The organism is Fibrobacter sp. UWEL (genome assembly GCF_900142535.1).
In the GTDB taxonomy this organism is placed as follows: domain Bacteria; phylum Fibrobacterota; class Fibrobacteria; order Fibrobacterales; family Fibrobacteraceae; genus Fibrobacter.
This window is the reverse complement of sequence record NZ_FRBE01000009.1, coordinates 85,155-109,945: the sequence shown is the minus strand read 5'-3', so window position 1 is coordinate 109,945 and position 24,791 is coordinate 85,155. Positions and strand designations below refer to the sequence as shown.

Genomic DNA, 24,791 nt, shown 5'->3' with positions numbered 1-24,791 from the left:
GAGTCCATGATAAACTTAACCTAACTTATTAAACTCGTCCATGTACTTTTGAGCGCATGCTCTCATGGAAAACTTGCCTTGGTACAAGGCGGAAATTTCATCTCGCTTGATGTTGTCCTTTTCCAGGAACTTGATGAGTGCGGCCTCGTATTTCTCAATAGAGAAGTCTTCGGAGAGTAGTCCCCATTCTTCGGAGCAGATGTCGTCTACGCAACCACCTGCAGGAGTGCATACGGGGTAGCAGCCTGCAAATGCTGCTTCTAGGAGCGATATGGGGGCGCCTTCCCATTTGGACGAAAGGGTGAATGCGTCGCTGTTGTACAGGTAGTCCGGAACGTTGTTTTTGTGACCCAGCAGATGAATTCGTTCTGTTTTTATGAGTGCCTTGATGTTTTCAAAAACCTGAGGATCGTCTTCGTAGGAACCGATGACGAGCAAGGCCACATCATAGCCCTTTGCTGCGAGACGGTTAAATGCTTCGATCATCAAGGGGTGGTTCTTTTGAGGACTAAATCGGGCGACGTTAATGAAAATCTTTGTGTTCGGAGTCTTCTTGTAGGACTGGATCTCGTTGCGGACGTTTTCGAATTCTTCTGTCTTGTGGATATCACGGCAGCCGTTATCAATCATGACGGTGTTGTTGAATCCCATATAATTCGAGAAGCTTCTGTAGCAAATGGGGGAGATGGTCACGGCTTGCATTCCGTGACGATACAGGAATGACTTCAGCTTCTTTTCGAGGCCTGGCTTGATATTCTTTTCCGCAACGTTATGCAACGTGTTGACGAACTTAATCTTGCGGAATAACAAACAGGGAAGGATACTCATATTGAAAGCCTGTAGGTGGCAATGCACCACGTCGGGCTTCCATTTCATAATGAAAAACAGAACCTTGAAAATATTGATAATCTGGTTGAACTTTCCCAGGTTGCCATTCAGATTCCTGTAGGTAACGGCGGGGCTAATCTCGGGCTTGTAAAAAGCGGCTTTCTTAACATCCTCTCGCACGTAAGTGCAGATGCAGACTTCGTTTCCCTCAATCTTGGCTAATTCGTTGGATAGATCTACAATGAATCGTTCTGCACCACCAGGAATTAACCAGCGACTTAATTCAAGAATTCTCATTGTTCTTCTCCAAAGGAAAGAATGTAGGAACAAAGCTTTTCCAGGTCGCTATTCTGCTTTTGGCGGATTTCCTTTTCTCTTGCAAAACCCTTTGCAATGATTGTGTTTCTCAGGTCCTGGTTTTCCAAGGCGAGAATTCGCATCTTGATTTCGTTAATCAAGTAGGGGTTGAAGTAGATAACAGAATCTCCGCAGATCTCTGTAATAGATGCTGTGGCCGAAGCAAGTACGGGGCAGCCCTTGTGCATAGCTTCCATGGGAGGATAGCCAAAGCCTTCGTTCAAGGACGGGTAGACTAGGGTGTAGGCGTTCTGATACAGGCTTGCCAGTTCGTCTTCGTCAACGTAGCCCCTGCAAATGAATCGTTCTGGATTGTTGAATTTAATGGTGATGTCACTCAGGTTGGATAAGCCTGTAATGACGACCTTTCCAGTAAAATCGGGACGTTCTGAAAACAGCTGGTCCAGGGCGAGCATGGCTCGCGCACCGTTCTTTAACCAGCGATTGCCGCTGACAATGAGATAGTACTTCCCGTATTCGTTACTGCAGTTCTTGCTTTCGAAATCGCTTTTGGTGGTGGACGGTGCATAATAGACTTGCACATCCTTGTCATTCAAGGTCGGTACAAAGGCCTGCATCGCACTTTTGGAATGTTCTGAAACGGTAACGATGTGGAAATTCTTGTGGGTAAAAATATCTCGCTGGGAACGCAAGGTGTCGGCAAACTTTTTCTTTTGGATTAGCCACTGACGCAGGTTGCTTAAGCCAAGTTTAAGCAGAATTGTTCCAACGAGTTTTCGCTTGTGCTTATAGAACTTCTCGAAAGTGTCTCCCACCATTTCTAGCGGACGCATGTCGTGGATGGTCAGGATTACTTCTACTTCAGGATCCGTATTGTAGATTGGATCGAAAAGGGGGCTGTAAATGACCTTGCCCCACTCTTTGGCCGCATCCATGATGGATTTTTCTGAAGCCTTAATAAGCGGGATGTTGTTCTTTTGACAAATCTTCAGGACGTTTTCTTCAATGAAGAGATCGTCGTTGTAAAAGCCAACGATGCTTTGCGGAGCAGTTTCTGCCAACTTATAGAATACTTCGAGGCCGTATTTTCCGCCACCGTGGTATTTACTTCCGTTTACCGGCTGCGTTTTAGTTAAGTCAAAAAGAATCTTTTTCATGATCGAAAACGGTATGGGTCTAATCTCGGGTAATTATAGTTTTTGTACGAATCTAATATGAGCAAACTTTTCCTTTAAGGTGTAGCTGCGACGTACGGAAAAGGAAATGCTATAAAGAGATTTGAACAGCAAACTGAAAAGGGTGTAGTAGCCGAAAGAATAATGCTTTTTCATATACAGAAAAAGACTCTTGAAATTCATCTCGATTTTTTTGACGGACCCCTTCTTGGAACTCATTCCGAAAAGATGGATAATCTGGGGTGTTCTGATAATGACACTTTTGAATCCGTGTTCAAAATAGCGATGTTGGAGATCCATGTCTTCGGAATACATAAAGAAGTCTGGATCGAAAAGTCCGTACTTATCAGAAACCTCTTTCCTTACAACCAGTGCCGCACCTGTTGCAAATGGTACTTCAAAAGCTTCCTGGTCAGTCTCGAATTTAGGATTGTCGTATTTGGGGAACTTTCCCAGCTTCAACAAAATCTTGAAGCGGTCTAGGGGCCAGCACTTTTCCACAATGGCGTTGGTCAGAGTATGGAAGGAACCGAAGGAATGAATTCTCTCATGATCCTTATTGACTAAAAGGCAACCGCAGCAAGCTGTCTGGCTATCGGCCTGTTCCATATAGTCGTAGAATTCCTTGACGGCGTTATTTTCTAGCAACGTGTCTGAATTCAGAAGGAATAAATACTTACCCTTGGCAACTTCTGCGCCTTTATTGTTGGCTCTGCCGAATCCCAAATTTTCGGGACTGTAAATGTAACGAATTCGCTGATCTTTCTCGAAGAATTCCTTGCTACCATCTGCAGATGCGTTGTCCACAAGGATAACTTCAAAATCAATTCCGGAAGTTTTTTCGAAAACACTGTCGATGCACTCGGCAGTCATCTGTCGAGTGTTGTAGGTGACAATGATGATTGAAACGTCCATTATTGCTCCGGGGATTTCAACTTGATGATAGACAGCTTTACCAGGATGTACTTGACAATCCACTTGCAAAACTTTTTCCAAAAAAAGAAACTGGATACTTTTGCGTAGGAAAAATCTTTGAAAATGGCACGGTTCTCTTTGTAGAATTCAAAACCGCTTCCATCAAACTCAAAATCAGATTGACTTGAAATCTTTTGATTGAGGTGCTTTTGTGACAAGCTATCCTTTGCGTCGCAGTGCTCGCCGGAACCGTCCCAGCCAATGTTTCTAACAAGGGAATCCTCTGCTGGCATAATGATGTCCATACCTTTCAAAAATGCGTAAATTCCGTATGCAGAATCAAACCAGGAATCAAATGGTTTGAAGTAATAGGACCAATAATTCAGCGCTCGGTTCTTTCCTAGGTTCTTTTTTATTTCAAAGAGCTTCTTGAAAGAAAAGTTCTTCTGAAAATAATCACAGGGGGGCAGACTTTCGAATCGGTCTTTCCATATTCCATAGCCCCATGCGGAAAAATCAACGTTCTGCCTGAAGAACGTGTTAGAGGCTCTTTTTACAGGATAGAAGTGACGGTATCCATTGATTGCAAAGACGGACTTGTCGTCTTTAAATTTTTTCAAGCCTTTGTTCATGAAAATTAAAAAATTAGGGCTGAAAAGATTGTCGTCTTCAGACATGATGTAACTATCGTATTTCTTGAGAATCTCGGTACGTAACGTTTCGAGATTGCCTCCGCAGCCAACACCATAATTTTTCTCGCGAACAATTACATGAAGTGAATTGAATTCAAACTTGGTCGTTTCCAAATAGTTCTTGATCTTGTCGTGACCGTCCCAATGCGCTTCCTTTGTTGGATAGTCAATGGCAACGTACACGTCTGTTTTGTCTGCCCACTTACAACGGGATAAGGAATCGATGCACTGCTGGAAATGATCAAATCTACACAGGGTGGGAATGAGTACTGGAGCGCAGCTCTCTTTTTCATTCTTGCTTGATTCATTTAAATTCATATAACAACCTAAAGTGGTGCGCAAGGGCTATCTGTATCTTCTTTACAAAATGTAATAAATTGGACTTCGGGATGTCCGGATCATCTATTTAATTGCGTCCAACATCGGCTTGTCTATAACACCGTTAATCTTGATGCCAAAGCCAGCTCCGTTCAATCCCCATAAGGTGTATGAAATCCCGTTTTCTCTAAGGAGGCTTGTCACGTCCCTGAACCATTGGAGTCTGTCTTTGTCATCCACAAACCTTCTGCAGCCGAACTCTCCTATGTTCAACGGAATGTTGTGCTTTTTTGAAAACAGGATGGCTTGCTTTAGGTCTTCGTAGATTTTGTTCTTGTCGTAGTATTCCCTGTATTCGTCGAATTCTTTTTTGTGGGAACTTGGAATTCTACGATACTCTTGATCGTTGATGACCTTTCCTGGATAGTGTGCTTTTAAGCCATAGTCTTTGGCAATCGCGTCGTTGGGATGGAAATGGGTAAATTTAAAGGGATAGTAATAATGAATGGACAGAATAAGACGGTTGTCTTCGGGATACTTTAAGAACTTCAGCGTCCACAGTTGGTTGCCACGGTTCGTCCCTATGATTAAAAAACGATTCTTTTCGGTTTTACGAATAAAAGGAATCCATCTGGCAAGAACGTTATTCCACAGATGATGTTTATCCTTGGCGGCGGCGGGTTCGTTCAAACATTCGTAGGCAAGGAAGTCTGTTGGGTAATCACGGAAAAGCTCCTGAATCTTTTCCCAAATTGACAAAAATGAATCGATGGGCTGGGGCTCGCTGAAAAGAGAATTGCTGGAATTTGTGAAAGAAAAAAGCCGTGTGCCGTGGAGGTCTATAATGACTTTCAGTCCGACTTTTTTGCAGTAATCAATTCGGCTTTTCAGAAGGTTGAAAATTTCGGGGCGAACTTTTAAAGACTCGTCAAAAAGAACTTCTTCGCGAATAGGAATGCGGATGTGGTCAAAATTATATGCCTTAAGACTGTCAATGTCTGCGGTGGTGATGACGGATTCTTTTTGGTCTAGATCCTCATTTTTTTCTAGCCACTCACTTAAGTTGATTCCGCGGCGAATGTTAAAGGTTTCCGTTGCGTTTAACGTTGATGTCGCGATAGCGAAAAATAGGATGAGTAAAAAAAAACTCTTAGTCTTGATCATCTAATTCTTCCGCGTCTTTGGAACCCTCTAAGTCCTCTTCGATAAGTTCAATTTCTTCATTCTTACCGGAAGAATATAACAGGGGCAACAGCAGGAATACGAACCAAGTGCTTTGAATGCCTGTGACAAGAATGGAGGCCATATAGCTGGCGAAGTATCCTGCCATGAAAAGTTTTTCTTTTCCTGTTGACGTGTTTCTAATGGACCAGATGGCAAATCCGGCAAAGCTAATGAGGAAACACAGAAATCCCAACCATCCTTGTTCAAGGGTCTTTCTAAAGGCTACGCTTTCGAATCCGCGCATGCGATCGAATAGGGGGTGGTCGGCGAAGATGGTTGTTGAATTGTAGCCTAATCCGCCCATAGGGAACATTTCCAGAATAGTGACTACTTCGTCAAGCTGTTCCAGGCGCATGTCTGCATTACTGCCGTTAATCCCCGCAGAACGGGAATAGGAATCATCCCAGAAGAAAATTGCTGATTTCATGTAGGTGACGACTGGGTATTTTGAATCGTTGATCGGAAGCGCTAGAACTCCCATCAAGAAGATAAATGCTGCCGCCAGAATTTTAAACCTGGTGACGCTTTCTCTTGAAAAGAAGAAGAAAATACCGAATACAATTGCAGATATCAGCGCAGTTCTACTTCCGCACAAGAGAATGTTGATCAACGCTAAGCCTGAAAACGCAATGTTGAACCAAAGAGGTTTTTGGTCTGTCTGTGAAAGAACTGCATAAAACGCAAAGAGGAGTCCCCAGAGCTGACCCCAGGTGAGGGGATGTGCCAAGGTACCAGAGGTTCTGCTTTTCAGGGCGCCTCGAGCTTCAGTAAGAAATTCGTCGTAGTTACTGTCTACGGAAAACGAACTGATAATGGACATTACATAGGGATTGCTGCTAGTCATGTAGGCGTAGATTCCGTACAAGCCTGCAACGCATGCTACTGCAATCAGTAAATTGAAAAAGAATTTCCTGTCGGCATCGCGTAAGGCATAGTAACCGACGATTAGGTAGAAGGTTTCCTGGAAGGCTGTCTTAAAAAAACACTTGAATTGTTCTTCCTGTGGGATCAAATCTGCAGAGAAGAAAATAAGTACGCAGGAAGACAGGTAATAGAAAATAATGAAGAAGATAAGGCCGGAAGGTTTTTTCCCCTTAAAGTCGGAGAACTCTCTTTTGTATAGGGACCACAGGAAAGAGAGTCCTAAGAACGCAATGAGAATGTCGTAAATAGCGAGATTGACACCGAAGGCCTGGAATCGGGTCACTTCAGGAAAAAGAATTCTGGCGCAAAGCGCCGCGCAGAATCCTTTCCTGATGTCCTTGAGTATGTATACACCAAGGGCTATGATAGCGATGTTTACGAACCAGGCAATCATATAACGTTACTGTTAATACTTGCCGTACTTGTAACCGTAACCGTCGGAATGACTATGTTCGTACTTGTTGATGACGAAACTAGCGTGTGCGTCCGGAGAACCCTTCAGTAGCTGCTTCATACCATCCTGAATTGCGTCAATGCTATGCTTGTTGTATTCAATGACCATGACAATTTGAGAGGCAACCTTGCAGGCAAGGGATGCGTCTGTAACGAGCATGATGGGCGGAGTGTCAACAATAATCAAGTCGAACTGTTTTTCCAATTCTTCAATCAGGTTCGTGTAGTGCTTGGAACCCAGAAGCTCGGACGGGTTGGACGGCGAGTTGCCGCAAGGCATGACAAAAAGATTTTCAACTTCAGTAGCGTGGATGACATCATTGATTTCTGCTTCGTGGAGTAGAACTTGAGAGATACCATTGCCGCGCTTAATGCCGAATTCCTTGTGGAGTCGGCCCTTGCGAAGGTCTGCGTCAATAAGGATTACCTTTTTACCAAGGCCTGCGCAGAGGGCTGCCAGGTTAACGGACACAAAACTCTTTCCTACGCCGGGGATAAGGCCGCTAACGCCGATGATCTGGCGTGCGCCGTCTTCCATGCTGAATTCAAGAGAACTGCGCAGGGTACGGAGGGATTCTACTGCTACGTCATCAGGTTCTACCACCGCTAGAGGACGGGTGCCCTTGGTTCCGTTAGGATTCCCCTTGGGAATTTTTGCGTAGACGCTGAATCCGGTCTCTCGTTCGATGAAGTGTGCATCGCGGACTCCGTTACTGAACTTACTCTTGATGGTGACGATGGCACAGCCCAGTAGAAGTCCCATGAACAGGAATGCGACGATAATCATCTTCTTGTTGGGCTTTGCAGGCTGGGTCACCTGTTCTGCAAAGTCAATAATGCGGACGGAACCCACTTCGCCAGCAGAAACCAACTTAAGCTGCTGGATGTTGTTCAGCATAGAGGTGTACATGACCTTGCTGATATCCACTTCGTTGGTCATCTTCAACACTTCCTGCTGGGTGGCGGGAAGCTTCTTGGCTTCGCTGGAGTTGCTGTAAAGTTCACGCTTGAGGGCTGCTTCTTGATCTTCCAAAGTTTTTACGGTGGGGTGTTCCGGTTGGAAAAGTCTAACGGCGTCCTGCTTCTTCTGTTGGAGTGCCAATAGGTCTTGCTGCAACTTGGTGCGGCGTTCAAGTACGATTCTAGTTTCTGCGTTGATGTCAACGGAACCAACCTTGTTACGGTAGGTGTTGTACTTCAAGAGCGAACTGTCCATACGGGCCTTGATTTCCGGCAACTGCTTTTCCAGGAATTCCAAAGTCTTCTGGGCTTCTGCGTTGCGCTGTTCAACATTTTGCTGCAGATAGCTGCTTGCGACTTCGTTCAGAATTTCTGTGGCGCGATCTGGGTAGATATCCTTATAGCTGAATTCGAGAATGCCGGTTTTCTTACCGCGTTCCTTAACCTCGAATGCTCCTCTAAATGCATCAATGGCGTCAAGACGTTCGGATTTGTTTATTTCGAACTTCTGATTTGCCTTCACCTTCATCTTGAATACGCTAAAAGTGACTGAATCCCCTGCATAGGGAACCTTGTAGGTCTGACCGGGAACACCTGTCAAGACGAATGCGCCCTTGTGGTCGTACAGATCAAAGGAGAGGCTGTCCTTTGTGATTGCGACCCAAGGACCGGTCTTTTCATCTGCAGGCAGCTTATCCCAGGGGACTTCAAACTGGTTGATGTCCATACGACCTTCCTTCTGGAGAAGACGGTCTAAGACATTTTTGGGATTTGCAGAATACTGCAAGTGCATCTTTTCGACTGCGTCGCCAAGGATCTGTCTGCTGTTGATGAGTTCAATTTCAGTTTCTGCAGGAGTGGATGTGGCAAATAGGTTGGTAAGCCCTCCCATTACGCCCATACTTTTGTTGTTCTTAGACTCAATTTGCAGAAGGGCGTCCACCTTGTAGATGGGGCGAATCCACATGGATACGACAACGCCGATAATACCTGCGAGAATGACGCAAGGTAAAATGATATACCAGTTCTTTAGTTGTGTCTTAATCAAGTCTAAAATATCAATGTCTTCTTTCTTTTTTGGGGAGGCCATAATATCTTCCACTGAAAAGTTGAACGGGCTAAAAATAGAAAAACGGAGGTTTCATTTATTAGGGATTGTCTTATGAATACTACAAAAAAAGCTTAATTTGCGAAAGGTAATAAAAAAAACAGATGTACGAAGTTGTTGTCGTACATCCGTTTTCTAGAAGTCGTTTTTTTGTGTTAATTACTTCTTTTCGACGTAGTTGCCGTTGCGCATGTAGTCCAACAGCTGGTCCTTATCCATATGGCCGATTCCGAGATAGTCAAGATTGTACTTGGTGTTTTCAAAGAAGCTCTTTTCGTGCATTGCACCACCAAGGATAATCATGGAGTCAATGATGGGGGTCGGGACACCGAACTTAACGCCGAGATCATGGTAAATCTTACAGCCCACAGGAATGTCTTCTGTGATGTATCTGTGATCGATAGAGTTCGGACCGGTGTTGCCTTCGTCGCAGGGCTTATCCAGCGGGAACACGACGTTATCCTTGCCGTTTTCATCAAGACCCATGTATTCCTGAGTAAGGATTGAGCGGCGGGAGAAGAACATTTCGTAAGAATAGAAGGGGCTTTCGATGCCCATTGCCTTTGCAATTGCGCATTCTTCCTGGTAGAACTGGTACTGAACGCGACAAATGGAGGGGCAAAGTCCGTGAGAGTACATGGAGTAGGAATCCGGTTCGTTACCGTAAACTAGAGACCAGTTTTCCATGCTGGAAACGCCGAGAAGAGATGCAGGCACGTGGATGACCGGGTTCACGTTAGAGAATCCGATGTCCATCATGGTATCGCCTCTGGTGGGACCATCGCCCTTAGTGACAGAATCCATGCAGGGAAGATATTTTGCGGATTCCATGAAATCGTCGATGTCCTTCATGGGCAAGCATGCGCCACGAAGAGAAATTGCACGATACTTGATGCCGACATGGTTTGTCCAGAAACCCTGAACCTTTTCAACGCGAGTGCCATAAGGTGCAGAACTCCAGCCACCGATGATAATGTCCTTTGTGCAACCCATTTCTCGCATATACTTGCGCAGCAGAAGGCTTGCGTAGTTGTCGGTAAATGTATGGATGACCATGCCGTCTTCAAGGCAGGGAACGAGAGCCTTGAGGTAGTCTTCGTGGGCGAGTGCAGGAATGGACATCAAAATGAGCTTGGCGCCCTTCACTGCTTCGGCCATGTTATTGGTGTACATGTCTAGGTGTGCTCTGCCAGATCTTTCGAAACCATAGAGGTTTCTCTGGATGCCGTCCAGCAAAATACCGGTTTTATCGAGATAAGCCAAGGACTTTTTGCTTCTGGAGTAAAGACGAACTTCACGTCCTGCCAGCTTACAATCTGCTGCGCTTGTTTTTCCGACTGCACCTGCTCCGAGAACTGCAATGGGGCAGGTTGCTAAATAAGAGAGATCTCTTGCCATAGTAATCCTTTAATGTGTGTAAACAACCTTGGAAACAATCATGTCGTTTCCATTTTCGTCTAAAATACTTAATTTCTCATACACAAAGTCAATGAATTTTTGAACTTCTTCTCTTTTGGGTAAAAATGCGACAAATTCCGCAACTCTTTGTCTAACGTCGCCTGATTGGGGGACGGTTTCTCCAGTGCGGTATCTTTGACTAGCGACCCTTACACAGGGATTTGCTGCAATAACATCCATTCCCTGGAAAGTTGCAATTGTGCCAGGACGTGTTGCTACGGAGAGAATAAGACAAATTCCTCCATTATAGTTGTAGGCAATCTCCGGATTGCCATACTGGGCAGTGGTATCGCCAGTGAGGGCGAAATGCACAAATGCCTTCATACTGTCAAAGCCGGTGGTTTCCTTAGTGACTACGTCAAAGTCAGATCCGGGGAATCTTAAACCAGGGTCGTACATGAATACCTGTCCATCTTCCCAAAATCCTTGGAGGAATAAAGAGCCGAACTTCATACCTGTGGCTTGAATCATTTTAATGATGTTTGGCTCGATGTCTCTTTTGAATTGTTCGGTGTTCTTGGAGGGGAGAATTGTCGCCATATGTTGGCATTGCAGGTTGTCTTCAACCTTGCCTACAATTCGATCTCCAATTTTGACCAAATAGGGCTGGCCGTCAATAACCATATAGGCAAAGGCCATGTCCTGTTTGCCATACATATAGCGTTCAATCAAGGCGCCGTTGTCATGGGATTCAGCCTTGGCGATTTCGAGAGCCTTATAAACTTCGTCCTTGTTGTTGCAGATGGAAATTCCCCTAGAGCCTCTACTGTCAGTTGGCTTTACCAGAACAGGGTATTTGACATTGTCGTTTTCAACGTCTGCAACAGTGTATTCAGGAATAACTCCAACGTTGTGAGCCTTGCAAAAGTCCTTAAAAGGCCTTTTATTGGTAAATGTCTGGAATTGTTCTTTTGTTCCGTAGCAGGGCTTCTGTAATTTTTCGCAAACTTGCTGATAGGGAATCTGTGCAGGGTCAATGCAGAATGCAAGAACGCCGTCCACATGGGCTTCTTTACATTTTTCCACAATTGCGTCTACATCTGTAATACTCAGCATCCAGGATTCATCTGCAATTTGCTTTGCTGGAGAATCTTCTGGCTTTAAATAGTCGGTGACGATTGTGTAAACGCCCAATTCCTTGGCTGCTTTAACGATCTTGATATGGACGTCTGCGCCAGCGAGTACGAGAAGTTTTTTTCCTTGAAGATTGCAATTTTTCATGACGAGATTCTCGATGGAAAGACTTATGCGTTTTTCTGAATGATGTCAATGATTCTGTCTACAGAATTGTCTTCTAAGCCTGCATACATGGGTAGGCAAAGAACCTGGTCTGCTAGCTTATGGGCTACAGGAAGATTTTTAGGATTGGCAGATTCTAGGCCCTTGTAGGCAGAGAATGTGCTGATCAAGGGATAGAAGTAACGGCGGCCTAGAATATTGTTTTCGCGAAGCTTTGCGTAAAGTTCATCTCTGCTCATTCCATATTCTTTGTTGATGAAGATGGGAAAATAGGAATAATTGTGATGAACGCCTTCGATGTCCTGGAGACAACGAAGGCCGGGAACGTCCTTGATACCTGCACGATATGCTTTTGCAACGTGCTTGCGACTTTCGATGGCGGAGTCGACCTGCTTAAGGTTCAACAAACCATATGCAGCTCGGAATTCATCCATCTTGCTGTTGATGCCAGGGGCAACAACTGTTGTTTCGTCGGCAAAACCGAAGTTCTTGAGGTAATCAATACGCTTCTTGGTGGCTTCGTCGTGGCAGACCAGGGCGCCGCCTTCGATAGTATTGTATACCTTGGTTGCGTGAAAACTGAGAGTGCTCATATCGCCCGCCTTCAATACGGATTCGCCATCTTTCTTGACGCCGAAGGCATGCGCTGCATCATAGATGATTTTCAAACCGTAAATGTCTGCGATTTCCTGGATGCGCTTCATGTTACAGGGTGTGCCGTAAACATGGACGGGCATGATGGCTGTAGTATGGGGTGTAATGGCAGCTTCGATCTTTTCCGGATCGATATTGCCAGTTTCTTCATCAACGTCTACAAAAACAGGCTTGAGACCGTTCCACCAGATGGAGTGGGTTGTCGCAACGAAGCTGTAAGGCGTGGTAATCACTTCCCCGGTAATCTTCAACGCCTGTAATGCGGTAATGAGGGGGAGGGTACCGTTTGTAAATAAGCTGATGTACTTGACTCCAAGATAGTCTGCCAGAGCTTTCTCAAGTTCCTTGTGGTAGAATCCGTTGTTAGTCAACCATTTTCTATCCCAGATGTCCTGAAGCATGGGAATAAAATCGTCCAGCTTCGGCAGGAGGGGGGAGGTAACTGTGATTTGCTTATCGGCCATGTTTTTTCCTAAGTTCAAAAATCGTTTTGATAATATACTCGAAACATTCTAAATGTAATATTTTGGCTAAACCGAGGTATACGATGATTCCCAAAATGATCTGCAAAACAAAGGAAACGTGTAGGTTCATCTCAATTAGGCTGAAACCATACATTCCCAATGCCATCACTGCCGCCAGGATGAAGGAGGGACAGATGTCTTTGACCTGTTCAAAGTAACTGTATCCCATTAGTTTTTTGTTTGGAGAGGCGTTGACGAAGGTGCTAATGACTGCGGATACCATAGCTCCGTATGCCAAACCAATAGGAGTCTTGAAGTAGAGGTAGCTTCCCACTAGCAAGGCGAAACCGTAGATTTTCTTGATGATTTCCAGTTTCAAGAATATGTCGCTACGTCCCATGGCGTTAATCGCGGAGAGGTTTGCGGAATGGATGGGGTAAAGCGCGTAGGTAAAGCAGTATGCCTGGATAAAGGGCACGCAGGGGAGCCATTTTTCGCCAAGAAGAATTAATACGAACGGCTTGGCAAGTACGGCGAGGCCCGTCATCATGGGGATAATGACAAAGGAACTAGTAACGATTGAACGTCGGGCCAGTCTCTTCAGTTGAGGCTTGTCGTCCTGGTAGGCGGAAAGGGACGGCAAAAGGACTGCTGAAATGGAATTGTTGATGTTGGTGATGAGCAATTTCGGAAACTGGTCCCCTCGATCATTAAATGCCAACGCAGCGGAAGAAAACATTTTGCCGATGACAAGAGCTCGGATCTTGTCGTAGATATTGTCAATGAGGGATGAAACCAGGAGCTTCCAGCCGAAGGAAAATAAGGTCTTTAGACGTTCCCAGGAAAATTGCAGGTGGGGTCGCCATGGAACTGTAATCCACATGGCCAGAACGGAAAACGCCGCGTTTGACAATTGCTGAGTTACAAGAGCCCATACGCCAAAGCCCTGATAGGCCAAGAGAATGCCTAAAGCTCCCGAGGGAATGGTTGCGCAAAGCCCTCGGAAAAAGAGCTTCCTGAACATCATATGCCTTGCAACATAGGCGTTCTGTATGGAACTAAAAACTCCAATAAACAGGGTCAACGTCAAAACGCGAATGACCGGAGTCAACCCGTCCTGATTGAAAAAGTCCGAGATGAATGGCGCTGATACAAAAATGATGGAATATACGGCCGCGGCAATGGTTAGGCTTGCGAAGAAAACAGAAGAATAGTCAAGGTCGTCGACTTCTTTTTTGCGGATGAGTGCGATGCCAAGGCCACTTTGTACAAAAACGTCTGCAATGGAAATGACAATAGCGACAAGGGCGATAAGACCAAATTGTTCTGGAACGAGTAATCTAGCGAGGACGATGGTGACGACGAACTGCATCACTTGTACGCCGGCGCGTTCCATGAATTTCCAGAATAGGGATGATATAACAGTGCTTTTAGATGGCATACGCAAAAAAGTAGGAAATTACAAATGGCTCGAAATCCATTCTGCTCGATTGGAGATCCATATCTTGAGGCTGTCTATGGCTGCCTCGTAGTTAGGATAGCTATCCACAAAGGGCCAGTCCTGGTTATTGTTAAGAATAGGCCACCTTTTTTCGTCGTTTATCACGGCTTTATGGATTTTGGGCCATGTTACATCTATGGAGTCTTTTAGTGCTAAAAACTGGTTCTTGTGATCCCTCCAGTATTCGGTGTATGCCTTACTGAACTGGGGGTTCCGAACGAGATGCTTGTACCATCCTTGTTTCCTTGCGTACCAGTCGCTAGGAGATGTTTTTGAACCGTTGAAAAGCCCATATGCTACATCGAAGTCCCAAACCGGCCCCATCTTGAAAACGTCATTCGCTTCCTTGGTGATGTAAATGCTACGGTCAAAGGCTCCATCTACGTTTTTTGAAAATTCCTGGATGGCGTAGTATCGGACAAAATCCTGCAAGTCTATATACTGATTCAGGTCGGTGTTTGGTATAGACAGTTGTTTTTCTAAATGATCTACGTCGTTTTTTATGGAAGAAATGACGTTGACGGATGCGTTTTTAGGATACCGGACCTTAAAAACATTTTCCATAGAGCTCTCAAAATACAGATCGTCCGGATCGGGAGATTTCGTTTTCTCGATGAAAAAACTAGTGGAATCCTGAATAATGTTAATTCTATTCTTACCCACTTTCATGTGTTCTGCCAACAAATACAGACCGATATATTTCCGGTTTAGGAAAACCTCAACAAAGGTACATCTTGGAGCGTACTCGTCTTCAAGAATCCATGCAAGTTGGTAGGTAATGTAGTTCCTGAGCATGGTTTTGTCGATTTGATTGGATACCAGAACCCAGTCCCGATTTGAGGGCATTTCAAACAGTTTTGTTTTTTCCTTGAATTCTAATTTGATGCCGTATTTTGACATCTCGAAGCTGGAGTGGCCTCGCCCTTTTACGGTTAAATCCAGTATCTCTGTCTCTGGCCCGCTCTTGCCGTATATTTGCAGGTGTGCAGGAAGTTCTGTTTCTCGGTCAATGATTTGTGCGAAATGATCTGTTTCAATGACTAGTCGGGGGAGGCCTGCGTACGGATATTCGGAATCGTCCAAGGGTAAGTATTCCAAATCTTCATCATTGCCGTTCCAGACGCAAGAACTGCATACGAGGCATAAGATGAGAATGACGAAAAACGAACGCATGTGCCTAATATAAAAATATATGGTGGAATATTATTTTGCGATGGAATCGGGTCTCTTAAAATTTATAACTTTGAGAATATATATGTCATTTGTGCGAAGATATGGAGTCAGCCCGCTAAGCATTGCATTTTTTTTGATTGCAGTGTTTTCGGTTGCTGAACTTTCTTTTGCTCGCGAACCTTTAACTCCGTTACGAGGACCTCAAAGATTTGTTTCTTTTGGCTCTCTCGCCGAGCTTCTCGATGATGTTTATAGTGCTGACCTGAATCTTGCTGGTGAATATGCCCCTTGCAATTGCTTTAGCGTTTATGGGGATTTCTCCTATCGTCTAATAAGCTATGAATTTGATACCATGCTTCATAATCAGCGTCATGAGGCGTTGAATTTGCAGGTAAATGGCTTCAACGAATCCTACTTGGGCATGAAGTTTATGCCTTACCGTTTTTTCGGTGTGGACGTTAACTGGCGCTTGCCTCCTGGAGATGGGTCCCAGGTGAACCGATTCCACCGAATCGGGGTGGAACCCTTCTATCTGTATGATTTTTCCAAAGGAATGCAGCTGGGTGTTGCTGCCAGTTATTATACATTCCTTGAGGATGATGACTTCCTGCCTGGGGATGAAATTGGCCTGAAGGCATCCATGGAATGGCGTCTTGCCTGGGATTACGAATTGCATCGCGGCTGGCTGTTTGATTATGTATTCCTATATCGTTGGCGTATTCAGGAATCCCAGAATTTGAATATGGATAAGCCTTATCAGGATATGAACGATTTGTACCGTGGTTTTAGAATGCGTGTGGATGCCGGTCACTATTTTGCACTTGCGGGGCACTCCTTGGGCGTTGCCTTGTTCTACGAGATGAATCGTGGCTACTTATTTGGAATGGAAACGGGACACACGTTAGGCTTGTATACCAAGTATGTTTTTTAAAGGTAGGGTAGGTTAGAGTTTATGATGTTCAACTGCAAGAATCTTTTTTGTTCCGCCTTGACCTTGATGGGTCTCGCCTTCGCCTACATTCCTGGTGAATCGGGATTTATCTCCACGGATTACGAACACGGTATCTGGGGAAATCCTGCGGGGCTTACTGCGCTGGGGTCCAGAGGTGCCTTAGTATCCTACGACTACGATAAGGAAACCACAAATTTCCGAATGGGCGGTAACTTGGATCATTGGGCTGCTGGCTATCAGTATACCTTTGATAGGGATCATCATAACGAAGCTCGCTGGAGTGTGGGGCATGGAAGCGCTTTCCTTTCAAACACGATGTTCTGGGGGACCCGCATAACTGCACTGCGTAGTTCTGAATTTGACGGAACGGAATGGAGCTTGTCTCAGGGATTTATTTATCGTCCCTTTAATTTTCTTTCCTTGGGTTATTCCACAGAGAACTTGCTGTATGTAGGACCGAAATCTCCCGATCGAATTTTGAATCTGGGTGCCACTCTGCGGGTGAATAACGCCTTCAATGTCAGCTACGACGTGGAAAATCTTGAAAACCATCGCTTGCTGCTTGAAATGGGCGCTTATGGATTCCGCTTTGGTTTTATGTTCCCTCTTTATGGAAACGAAAAGGAATGGCGCCTGTCGGTTTCCACCTCCCTAGGGGGCTACAGCGACGTTGCCCTTCATGTGTATGATGACCTTCTTCCCAAGGGAGGCGTGTTCAGCTATCATTCATCCCGCAGTCCTAAGACTTCTATGCGCGGCAAGATTGTTCGTATCCCGCTGGATATGGACGTGACGGAAACCTCCGAAAGTATGCCCTTCCTGGGCGAACGTTCCATCAATATCTGGAAGGTTCGTAACCTGTTTGAGCATATCTATCAGGATCCCTCCTGCGGGCTTGTGATTCTGGACTTCTCCGGCTACCGCGGCAATCTGGGCATTTCCAGCGAAATTGACGCTGCTGTCCAGAAACTGAAGGCGAAGGGCGGCTTCGTGATTTCCTATGTGGATGATATTCGTCCTGCAGTTCTGATGGCGTCCGCTCATGTGGACCGCATTGTGGCAGAACCCTCGGCTCACTTGACTTGGAGAGGTTTAGGTGGCGACATCCTTTATTACAAGGGCTTGTTTGACAAGCTGGGTGTGAAGGTTGAATTCCTCCGTCATGGAAAGTTCAAGTCCGCTGTGGAACCATACATTGCAGATTCCATGTCCGTGGAAGCTCGCAGCAACATGGATTCTCTATATAAAAACTTGTGGTGGATGATTGAAAAATCCATTGCTCGCCGTCTTCCCAGTGGAATACAAAACAAGGATGCTTTCCTGGACTCCTTGGCATCAAATCCCGTGATTACGGCAAAGGCCGCCCAGAAGGCTCATCTCATCGATACTACTCTCTATATTGATCAGGTTCCTGCCTATACGCTCAAGACCTTGTTTGACTTGGATGCTCCAAATGCTTATGCTACGACCTGGCGTCCTATGGATACGAAGATTTTCGATGAACACTGGGGACCCCGCAAGGAAATTGCAGTTCTGAATATTAATGGAACCATTGATAATCGTATGGAAAAGAAGGTGATGGAGCAGCTCCGCGAATTGCCGGGATCTTCTGCGAAAGCGCTGATTGTTCGAATTTCATCACCAGGTGGCAGCGCCATTGCTTCTGACAAGATTTGGGGTGCACTTCGTCACGTAAGTGAACTGGGAATTCCCGTAGTTGCAAGTATTGGTAACATCGGTGCTTCGGGTGGTTACTTCATTGCCTGTGGGGCTGACATGATTGTCTCTGAACCCTTTGCCATTGTGGGAAGCATCGGTATTTATGGTGGTAAGGTTGACGCTTCTGGACTTCTGGAAAAATTGGGCCTTCGTAGTGAGGCGGTAAAGACTCATCCCTATGCAGATGCTCAAACCTTTAATCGTCCATGGACCGATGTTGAAAAGGCTGCCCTCCAGGAATATATGGATGACTTCTATGAACGCTTTACGGGTGTAGTGTCCAAGGCTACCAAGATTCCTCAGAGTGTGGTGGATTCCCTTTATGGAGGCGGTCGCGTCATGTCTGGCTTGAAGGCTCGTGACGCTGGTCTTGTTCATCGTCTTGGTGGTATTGACGAGGCGATTCTTGCTGCTAAGGAATTGGCTGGAATGAGTGCTTCCACGGAAGTGAAAATACACTTGCTGAATTCCGATGATGAGTTCGCGGTTCCTTCCTTGAAGGCGAATGCGGCCGCTTTGAATTATGCAGTTGATTTCTTGATGGATCTGGAACAGGTGAAGTTCTGGGCTATTGAACCCATGTTCTGGGGTATCGAATAATGCTTTATATTGTGATTACGGTTTTGGGATGTCTTTCGATTTCCGCCTTCTGCTCGGTGACGGAAGCGTCCTTCTATAGTGTTCCTCCCGCAGCTATTGAACTGCTGGAAAAACAGAAAAAGTTTACTGCAAAGTACATGACTCATGTGAAGGATAATATTGACCGTTACATCGCGTCGGTGCTGGTGGTGAATACCATTGCCAATACGGTGGGAGCTTCTCTTGCGACTGCTCTTGCGGTAAAGAATTTGCCTCCCGCAGGTCAGGTGGCGCTCCCTATCATCCTTACCATCTTGATTCTGCTTTTTGGCGAAATCACCCCGAAAACTCTGGGTGTAAAACAGGCTAAGGTGGTGGCCCCGCTGGTGGCTGTTCCCTTCTATTATATCACCAAGTTGCTGTCCTTTACGGGACTTATCTGGCTGTGTCTCACCCTCACAAAACACTGGACCCGGGAATCCGAGGAAAAGAAGGATGTGAGTATTGATGATATCAATAGTCTTGTTAGTCTAGGCCTTCGAGAAGACGTCATTGACCGTCAGCAGTCTGTGGTTATCAAGAACATTCTTGCTTTGAATTCTGTGCCGGTTCGTAAGGTCATGACGCCTCGTCAGGTGGTGTTCTCCCTGGCGGCGGATAAAACCTTAGGCGAAACTCTGGATGAACGCGGCAACTGGCCTTTCTCCCGCGTCCCTCTTTATGAAAAGAATAAGGATAACTGGATTGGAATCATCCTCCGTCGCGATGCCTACAACAAGTTGGTGGAAGGAAAACGAGACGTTAAGCTCCGTCAGCTCATGCGTCCTCTGCAGTTGATTCCCGATTCCCTCACGTTGGACAAGCTCCTGCTTCGCTTCCTCAAGCAGCGCGGACATATTGTGGGCGTGGTGGATGAATGGGGCGCCATCGCAGGTGTTGTCAGTCTGGAAGATGTGCTGGAAGAAATTCTCGGTCGCGAAATTGTGGATGAATACGACGAAACAGTGGATTTGCAGGAATCTGCACGCCGTCGCTCCAAGGCTCTGGCCAGCATGCGCGGGAAAAACCGTTCTTAATTTCTAAATTTGCAACCCTATGTCAAAGTCCGCCTACTTTCCCGCAATTGATGGCCTGCGTCTGCTGGCTTCTCTCAACATCGTGTTCCTGCATCTGGCTTCCTCCAGTGCATTTGATTATGCGGCTAAGTACACCTGGCTAAAACCTATTGTCAGTGGCCCCGCTTTTTCTGCGGGTATGTTCTTTGTGCTGGCCGGATTCCTGTTCGCCAGCAAGTTTAGCGATCCTGACCGCCGCATAGCAGTGGTCCCCTTTATGTTCAGTCGAATCGCTAAACTATACCGCCTGCATTTTATTACCACAATCCTCATGTTCATTGCCCTGGCGGTTAAGTTCCATGGGGTGGAAAACCTATCCCATCCGGTGCGCAGCCTGGCCTTGCATCTTACGCTGTTGTGGTCCTTGGTGCCGGAATTGGGCATGAAGCTGAATGAACCTTCCTGGGCTCTGACTGGTTTCTTTATTTGCTACGCCTTTACTCCGGCTGCGGCCAAGTTCTTCTTTAAGATTCAGAATGTCAAGTGGCTCTGGGTCTTGTTCTTTGTGACTTTCATTCCTGGGATTATTCAGGGACTGATTTTTGGCTGCACTACCCTCTATTCTCCGGATTACGGCATTCGTTTCCGTTTCTTCCACATGTTCCCCGCCATGCATGTGTGCGAGTATTTCTTTGGCATGATTATCTTCCGCCTGTATCAGGAACGACAGTTCGCCTTCCTGGAAAAGAATTATGTGGCGGGTTTCTGCCAGGCTTTCCTCCTGATCGTCCTGTACATCACTTGTTACGCCGGTCAGAACTGGGTTCATCATCAGGCAGCTTACTTTATTGTGCGCCACTCTGCTCCTATTCTTATAACAGGCTTGTTCATTATGAGCCTTATTCCGGCGAAGGGTTTTCTGGCTCGATTGTTCTGTATTCCTATTGTACGTACGGTAGGGAGAGCGTCCTTCTATCCTTATCTGCTTCACTTGCCTTTGATTACCATCGGTTGGGGCATTACCAATATGAATACCCCCCAGGCAACGGCCGTTCTCATCGCATTCCTGTACACGGTAAGCCCTCTCTACCTTAACTTTAAAACCAAGAGGAAGAAGGCAAAAATGCAAAAACAGGCGGCTCTTGTGAACGAATCGGGAACGAAAAATTAGTTGTAAATTTTGTAAAACAAACTGGTAAAAACTGGCTTTTTTAGTGAATTTAAGGGGCAAAAAGCCCCTTTTTTCGTACCTAGATTTATATGCAACGGATTTATTACATATAGGGGGGTATGTGATTATTCCAATTCAAATTATATTTAGGCGGAATTGGTTCTCAATATACGAAGGGATAAATATGAATAACATTTTCAAGATTGCTCTGGGTGCAACTTTGTTGTCCTCTGTAGCAGCAACTGCAGGTAAGTATCCGTTCCCGCAGAACATGAAGAGCCCCAACGGCTACACTGTTCCGTTTGCAGATACTGACATGATCAAGTCTCATTACAATACCTGGAAGGGCGCCTGGTACGATGCTTCCAAGGGCTGGATCTATGCTCCCGAGGGTACTTGCTCTACCGTTTCCGAAGCTATCGCATACGGTATGTTGATTACCGTGTACATGGACGATGAAACTATGTTCAAGAAGCTGTACAGCACTTGGACTGAAAATGCACCCGCCAACGGCGGTATGCATTGGCGTATCGGTTGCAGCGGTGGTACCGGTTCTGCAACTGACTCTGATATCGATGCCGCCATGGCTTTGATCCAGGCTTCTGCCCAGTGGAGCAACACTCAGTATCTTACCGATGCTAAGGCTTTGATCAGCTGGATTGAACAGAACGACTTTAACGGCACTCAGCTGAAGCCGGGTAGCAACTGGAATGATGCATTCAACCCCAGCTATGCTGGCCTTGCCAACTTCAAGCTGTTCGAAAAGGTTTCCGGCGGTAACTGGTCTACTCATCGTTCTGACGTTGCTAAGGATTTGCTGGCTTGCCAGAATTCCAAGACTGGTCTTGTTGCTGACTGGTGCTCTTGGGGTTCTCATCAGCCCACCAAGACCTCCGCTTCCGTGGCTCAGTCCGAAGATGCCGGTTTCTTTGATGATGCTGCCCGTACTCCCTGGCGTACCGCTTGGGCTTACTACTGGTATGGTGACTCTGATGCATTGACCTTCAACAAGAAGATTGCGACCTGGCTCATTCCCGCTACCAAGACTGCTAGCGGTATTAACTCCGGTTACTATGTAAATGGTGAAGCCGAAATGAGCGTCAAGCGTAACTTCGTTTCCTCCACCTTCTCTGGTGGTCTGGGTCTGGCTACTTCCTCTCTGGAAACTCAGGAAGCCAAGAACTATATGGAAACCGTCTATAAGACTCTTGCTGCTCTGACTAGCTGCGCTACTGGCTCTGGCTGTGGTGAAGGTACTGTTCCTGGTGAAAAGTACTATCCCTCTACTTTGAACCTGCTTTACCTGTTGCTCATGACTGGTAACATGCCTAACCTCTATGATCCGACTGGCTTTACCAAGTTCACTCCGGATCCTAGCCTCATGCGTTCTTCCGACTCTGGTGTTGAAGGTGTTCAGCAGAAGCGTGGTGATTCTACCGTTGCTGTCTCTGGTTTCTGGAACTGGGGCGCTTATCACGACAAGTATGGTTCCACCAAGATGTCTCCGGACTCCGGTTCTTCTCCCATCTTCCTCCGCGATGGTGCATACTATGCAGATGCTGTGATGGAAATTGGTCCTGAACCGACCTGGACTCAGGAAAAGGCCAACGTCTGTAAGCAGACTCCGGCTAAGTGCGAACTCCTGTACCCGTCCGCTGGTATTGCAATGTCCTTCCTCAAGAGCGAAAAGGGCGTTGATCTCTCTACTCTCGGTGTGAAGTACCTGAAGCTTAACGTCAAGTCCGAAGGTCCTATCCGTGTTGCAATCCTTAATGAAGAAACTGCTGAAGCTGGTGCAGAACCGGGTATTTATGTGGATGAAACTTCCGGAAGCTACAAGGAAATCACTTATGATCTGACTCCTTGTGACTATGGCTTCCTGGGTAAGGCTGCAAATTGCGGCGCTGCAACTGATGATAACTCCATCACAATCCTTAGCTGGGTGAATACCAACACCGCTCCTACTGGTTCTGACATTCTTAAGTCTGTTAAGGGCCTGAAGTTCGAAGTGAAGGACGCAAAGGGTGGCTACGGTGCAATTTCCGTGAAGTCTGTCGAATTCCTGGATGCAAGCAAGCAGGTAATTGATCCTTCCAAGATCACTGGTCTGAAGATTGACAACACCGTGCCTGTAACTCCGGCTTCTTCCTCTTCTACTGTTGTTCCGGGCGTTAGCTCCAGCTCCACTACCGTCATTCCGGGTGTAAGCTCTAGCTCTACAGTTCCGGGTCTCGCCATCATCGCCGGTGCAATCTCCAGCAATGCTAAGATTTCCGTCGCTGGCCAGCAGATTCAGGTTACTGCCGCTAACAACACTGAATTCGCAGTGTTCAGCATGACCGGTAAGGTTATCGCCAATGGCAAGCTTGCTTTCGGTAATGCTTCTATCACCGTTCCCAACAAGGGCGTCTACATGGTCCGCGTTGGTAGCAAGATCAGCAAGGTGACCATCAAGTAATTGACTGAACTAAGCGACCAAGCTTAAAAATCCCTCGGGCAAACACCCGAGGGATTTTTGTGTTTAAAGATTGTTGTTGACGTTTAGTGAACCACTTTTCTCGTGAGGGGAGTAAAGCCTGGTGCATTAGTACGAAGGAAGTAAACTCCCTTGGGCATGGACTGAGGTACTTCAAAACTCTGGATTCTTTTCAGGAGCTTTCCCTGAACGTCGTGAAGAGTATAAGTTACCTGCTTGTTTTCGAGAATGCTGCCGGAATTGTTGGTCTGTTCAATATTATCAATTCCCATGACTGTTTCGATGCCTGTATAAGCCTTGATGTTTTCTGGTTTGTTCTGGGCATAACCTGCTGTAGCAACGCAGATATTCACTTCAAGATCCGTGAACTCGATGGTGAACACGCCATTGTGCGGATAGATGATTTTTCCCTTCTGTTCCAGGACCACGTTTGCGTCTTTTCCGAAGGTGCTGTTAATGAAATCGTTATCCAGGGTGACCTTCATGGGGATGCTCTTGGGCATATTGGGTGGGGGAGGTTCCACTTGATGGTATACTTGTTGCCATTGGCCTCTGCCTTGGCTGCATCCAGGGTAAAATGGGCTCTGTAATAGGCTCCTACCGTACTGAAGGGGGCCACCCACATATTGTTGTCAACTGCGTGCTTGAAAGCCTTTTTCATGGCATCGGGAGTAATGTGGTTACCACCCATGTAAGACACGCCGTGGTTCAGGAGGATCACCCAGGCGGGAGCCTTTACCGGGTTGTACCAGGGATTGGAACTGGTATAATCGCCGATGTAGGCGGCGGTATCCAGAGCCTTCAGGAGGTCGTTTTCGGCGTTAGGCCAGGAATACCAGGCTCTGGAATCCATATCTGTCCAGCGAGGTTCCTCATCCCAGTTGTGGCGGCCGTTACCCCAGGAGCTGCGATTGATGAAGTGCCTCTCGTTAATGACCTTGGAGGCTGTTTCGCTGTTTGCGCTGTAGGGGAGGGCATGGGCGGTGACGTTTACATCTGCGCCATAATAACCCATTACTTGCTGAATTTCGCCAGCAAAGTCAATCACTTCCTTTCTTAAGCTGTCTTCGCCTAGGTTGGAAAGATGGACGTGGGTGTTGGAGTGGTTGCCAATTTCGTGGCCTAATTTTGCAAAATTAGCGAATTCGGCTCCATAAAGGTTCAGAATATCTGCACCCATATTGGAAAGGAAGAAGGTTACCTTAACTTCAGGCATTTCTCCCAATATTTGGGGGAGAGTTTCGATCTGGAAAACTCCATCGTCAAAAGTGAAGCTTGCTGCTCCAGAATAGCCGTTCCAGGGAACCGTTTTAAGGGGAGATGCGGCAAAACTTGCAGACATCAATCCGCAGGCGATTAAAAGTTCGCCGAACAAAGTCTTGATGTTAAAGTTGCCGTTCATTTATTTCTCCAAATTCCTATGTAAAGAAAGTTA

The 24,791-nt window shown here is 46.1% G+C and carries 19 protein-coding genes; 5 read left to right on the top strand and 14 right to left on the bottom strand.

Annotation, left to right across the window (positions count from 1 at the left end):
- Positions 1 to 15 precede the first annotated feature (15 nt).
- From BUB59_RS07615 to BUB59_RS07560, 12 genes are all read right to left on the bottom strand, one after another.
- Positions 16 to 1,125 carry a glycosyltransferase family 4 protein gene (locus tag BUB59_RS07615; protein WP_073227996.1) on the bottom strand — a complete coding sequence of 370 codons (1,110 nt, stop codon included), beginning with the start codon at positions 1,123 to 1,125 and terminating at the stop codon, positions 16 to 18.
- On the bottom strand, positions 1,122 to 2,303 hold the full coding sequence (locus BUB59_RS07610; protein WP_073227993.1) for a glycosyltransferase family 4 protein: 1,182 nt from the start codon (positions 2,301 to 2,303) through the stop codon (positions 1,122 to 1,124). The genes BUB59_RS07615 and BUB59_RS07610 overlap by 4 nt, the downstream gene beginning before the upstream one ends.
- A 33-nt stretch (positions 2,304 to 2,336) precedes the next feature.
- Positions 2,337 to 3,236: a glycosyltransferase family 2 protein gene (locus tag BUB59_RS07605; protein ID WP_073227990.1), complete on the bottom strand. Its 900-nt coding sequence runs from the start codon at positions 3,234 to 3,236 to the stop codon at positions 2,337 to 2,339.
- Positions 3,236 to 4,246, bottom strand: coding sequence for a hypothetical protein (locus tag BUB59_RS07600; protein ID WP_073227987.1), 1,011 nt, complete (start codon positions 4,244 to 4,246; stop codon positions 3,236 to 3,238). The genes BUB59_RS07605 and BUB59_RS07600 overlap by 1 nt, the downstream gene beginning before the upstream one ends.
- Before the next feature lie 84 nt (positions 4,247 to 4,330).
- A complete protein-coding gene (locus BUB59_RS07595; RefSeq protein WP_073227984.1) occupies positions 4,331 to 5,410 on the bottom strand; it encodes a glycoside hydrolase family 5 protein in 1,080 nt (359 codons plus the stop codon).
- Entirely contained in the window at positions 5,397 to 6,788 is a 1,392-nt protein-coding gene (locus BUB59_RS07590) for an O-antigen ligase family protein (RefSeq protein ID WP_073227982.1), read from the bottom strand. The genes BUB59_RS07595 and BUB59_RS07590 overlap by 14 nt, the downstream gene beginning before the upstream one ends.
- A 12-nt stretch (positions 6,789 to 6,800) precedes the next feature.
- The gene (locus BUB59_RS07585) at positions 6,801 to 8,897 is read right to left on the bottom strand and encodes a polysaccharide biosynthesis tyrosine autokinase (RefSeq protein ID WP_073227979.1); all 2,097 of its coding nucleotides are present in this window, start codon (positions 8,895 to 8,897) and stop codon (positions 6,801 to 6,803) included.
- Positions 8,898 to 9,074: 177 nt separating this feature from the next.
- On the bottom strand, positions 9,075 to 10,313 hold the full coding sequence (locus tag BUB59_RS07580) for an NAD/NADP-dependent octopine/nopaline dehydrogenase family protein (protein ID WP_073227975.1): 1,239 nt from the start codon (positions 10,311 to 10,313) through the stop codon (positions 9,075 to 9,077).
- A 9-nt stretch (positions 10,314 to 10,322) separates the two neighbouring features.
- Positions 10,323 to 11,594, bottom strand: a complete 1,272-nt coding sequence (locus tag BUB59_RS07575; protein WP_073227972.1) for an ATP-grasp domain-containing protein — start codon at positions 11,592 to 11,594, stop codon at positions 10,323 to 10,325.
- Positions 11,595 to 11,617: 23 nt separating this feature from the next.
- On the bottom strand, positions 11,618 to 12,730 hold the full coding sequence (locus BUB59_RS07570) for a DegT/DnrJ/EryC1/StrS family aminotransferase (RefSeq protein WP_073227969.1): 1,113 nt from the start codon (positions 12,728 to 12,730) through the stop codon (positions 11,618 to 11,620).
- Positions 12,720 to 14,126, bottom strand: coding sequence for a lipopolysaccharide biosynthesis protein (locus BUB59_RS07565; protein WP_200778811.1), 1,407 nt, complete (start codon positions 14,124 to 14,126; stop codon positions 12,720 to 12,722). Before BUB59_RS07565 ends, BUB59_RS07570 begins: the two co-directional genes overlap by 11 nt.
- 63 nt (positions 14,127 to 14,189) lie before the next feature.
- A complete protein-coding gene (locus tag BUB59_RS07560; RefSeq protein WP_073227965.1) occupies positions 14,190 to 15,404 on the bottom strand; it encodes a CotH kinase family protein in 1,215 nt (404 codons plus the stop codon).
- A 133-nt stretch (positions 15,405 to 15,537) separates the two neighbouring features.
- Here BUB59_RS07560 and BUB59_RS07555 point away from each other — a divergent pair, with 133 nt between their 5' ends.
- The 5 genes from BUB59_RS07555 (at position 15,538) to BUB59_RS07535 (ending at position 23,338) form a co-directional block, all read left to right on the top strand.
- Positions 15,538 to 16,335: a hypothetical protein gene (locus BUB59_RS07555; protein ID WP_073227962.1), complete on the top strand. Its 798-nt coding sequence runs from the start codon at positions 15,538 to 15,540 to the stop codon at positions 16,333 to 16,335.
- 21 nt (positions 16,336 to 16,356) lie between these two features.
- Entirely contained in the window at positions 16,357 to 18,675 is a 2,319-nt protein-coding gene (sppA, locus tag BUB59_RS07550) for a signal peptide peptidase SppA (RefSeq protein WP_234979994.1), read from the top strand.
- Complete coding sequence (locus BUB59_RS07545; protein ID WP_073227959.1) at positions 18,675 to 19,730, top strand: hemolysin family protein; 1,056 nt, start codon at positions 18,675 to 18,677, stop codon at positions 19,728 to 19,730. The genes sppA and BUB59_RS07545 overlap by 1 nt, the downstream gene beginning before the upstream one ends.
- A gap of 19 nt (positions 19,731 to 19,749) precedes the next feature.
- Positions 19,750 to 20,880 (top strand): acyltransferase family protein, encoded by a 1,131-nt coding sequence (locus BUB59_RS07540; RefSeq protein ID WP_073227957.1) that lies wholly within the window; start codon positions 19,750 to 19,752, stop codon positions 20,878 to 20,880.
- Between the two features lie 184 nt (positions 20,881 to 21,064).
- Positions 21,065 to 23,338, top strand: a complete 2,274-nt coding sequence (locus BUB59_RS07535) for a glycosyl hydrolase family 8 (protein WP_083540229.1) — start codon at positions 21,065 to 21,067, stop codon at positions 23,336 to 23,338.
- 83 nt (positions 23,339 to 23,421) lie between these two features.
- Here BUB59_RS07535 and BUB59_RS07530 read toward each other — a convergent pair whose 3' ends face one another.
- Complete coding sequence (locus BUB59_RS07530; RefSeq protein ID WP_073227950.1) at positions 23,422 to 23,859, bottom strand: hypothetical protein; 438 nt, start codon at positions 23,857 to 23,859, stop codon at positions 23,422 to 23,424.
- Entirely contained in the window at positions 23,838 to 24,758 is a 921-nt protein-coding gene (locus tag BUB59_RS07525; protein WP_073227948.1) for a polysaccharide deacetylase family protein, read from the bottom strand. The genes BUB59_RS07530 and BUB59_RS07525 overlap by 22 nt, the downstream gene beginning before the upstream one ends.
- Between the last annotated feature and the right edge of the window lie 33 nt (positions 24,759 to 24,791).

What these genes read in the sequence shown, in the direction of transcription:
- BUB59_RS07615 (WP_073227996.1), bottom strand. Translation starts at nt 1,125, where the DNA reads ATGAGAATTCTTGAATTAAGTCGCTGGTTAATTCCTGGTGGTGCAGAA.
- BUB59_RS07610 (WP_073227993.1), bottom strand. Translation starts at nt 2,303, where the DNA reads ATGAAAAAGATTCTTTTTGACTTAACTAAAACGCAGCCGGTAAACGGA.
- BUB59_RS07605 (WP_073227990.1), bottom strand. Translation starts at nt 3,236, where the DNA reads ATGGACGTTTCAATCATCATTGTCACCTACAACACTCGACAGATGACT.
- BUB59_RS07600 (WP_073227987.1), bottom strand. Translation starts at nt 4,246, where the DNA reads ATGAATTTAAATGAATCAAGCAAGAATGAAAAAGAGAGCTGCGCTCCA.
- BUB59_RS07595 (WP_073227984.1), bottom strand. Translation starts at nt 5,410, where the DNA reads ATGATCAAGACTAAGAGTTTTTTTTTACTCATCCTATTTTTCGCTATC.
- BUB59_RS07590 (WP_073227982.1), bottom strand. Translation starts at nt 6,788, where the DNA reads ATGATTGCCTGGTTCGTAAACATCGCTATCATAGCCCTTGGTGTATAC.
- BUB59_RS07585 (WP_073227979.1), bottom strand. Translation starts at nt 8,897, where the DNA reads ATGGCCTCCCCAAAAAAGAAAGAAGACATTGATATTTTAGACTTGATT.
- BUB59_RS07580 (WP_073227975.1), bottom strand. Translation starts at nt 10,313, where the DNA reads ATGGCAAGAGATCTCTCTTATTTAGCAACCTGCCCCATTGCAGTTCTC.
- BUB59_RS07575 (WP_073227972.1), bottom strand. Translation starts at nt 11,594, where the DNA reads ATGAAAAATTGCAATCTTCAAGGAAAAAAACTTCTCGTACTCGCTGGC.
- BUB59_RS07570 (WP_073227969.1), bottom strand. Translation starts at nt 12,730, where the DNA reads ATGGCCGATAAGCAAATCACAGTTACCTCCCCCCTCCTGCCGAAGCTG.
- BUB59_RS07565 (WP_200778811.1), bottom strand. Translation starts at nt 14,126, where the DNA reads ATGGAACGCGCCGGCGTACAAGTGATGCAGTTCGTCGTCACCATCGTC.
- BUB59_RS07560 (WP_073227965.1), bottom strand. Translation starts at nt 15,404, where the DNA reads ATGCGTTCGTTTTTCGTCATTCTCATCTTATGCCTCGTATGCAGTTCT.
- sppA (WP_234979994.1), top strand. Translation starts at nt 16,357, where the DNA reads ATGATGTTCAACTGCAAGAATCTTTTTTGTTCCGCCTTGACCTTGATG.
- BUB59_RS07545 (WP_073227959.1), top strand. Translation starts at nt 18,675, where the DNA reads ATGCTTTATATTGTGATTACGGTTTTGGGATGTCTTTCGATTTCCGCC.
- BUB59_RS07540 (WP_073227957.1), top strand. Translation starts at nt 19,750, where the DNA reads ATGTCAAAGTCCGCCTACTTTCCCGCAATTGATGGCCTGCGTCTGCTG.
- BUB59_RS07535 (WP_083540229.1), top strand. Translation starts at nt 21,065, where the DNA reads ATGAATAACATTTTCAAGATTGCTCTGGGTGCAACTTTGTTGTCCTCT.
- BUB59_RS07530 (WP_073227950.1), bottom strand. Translation starts at nt 23,859, where the DNA reads ATGCCCAAGAGCATCCCCATGAAGGTCACCCTGGATAACGATTTCATT.
- BUB59_RS07525 (WP_073227948.1), bottom strand. Translation starts at nt 24,758, where the DNA reads ATGAACGGCAACTTTAACATCAAGACTTTGTTCGGCGAACTTTTAATC.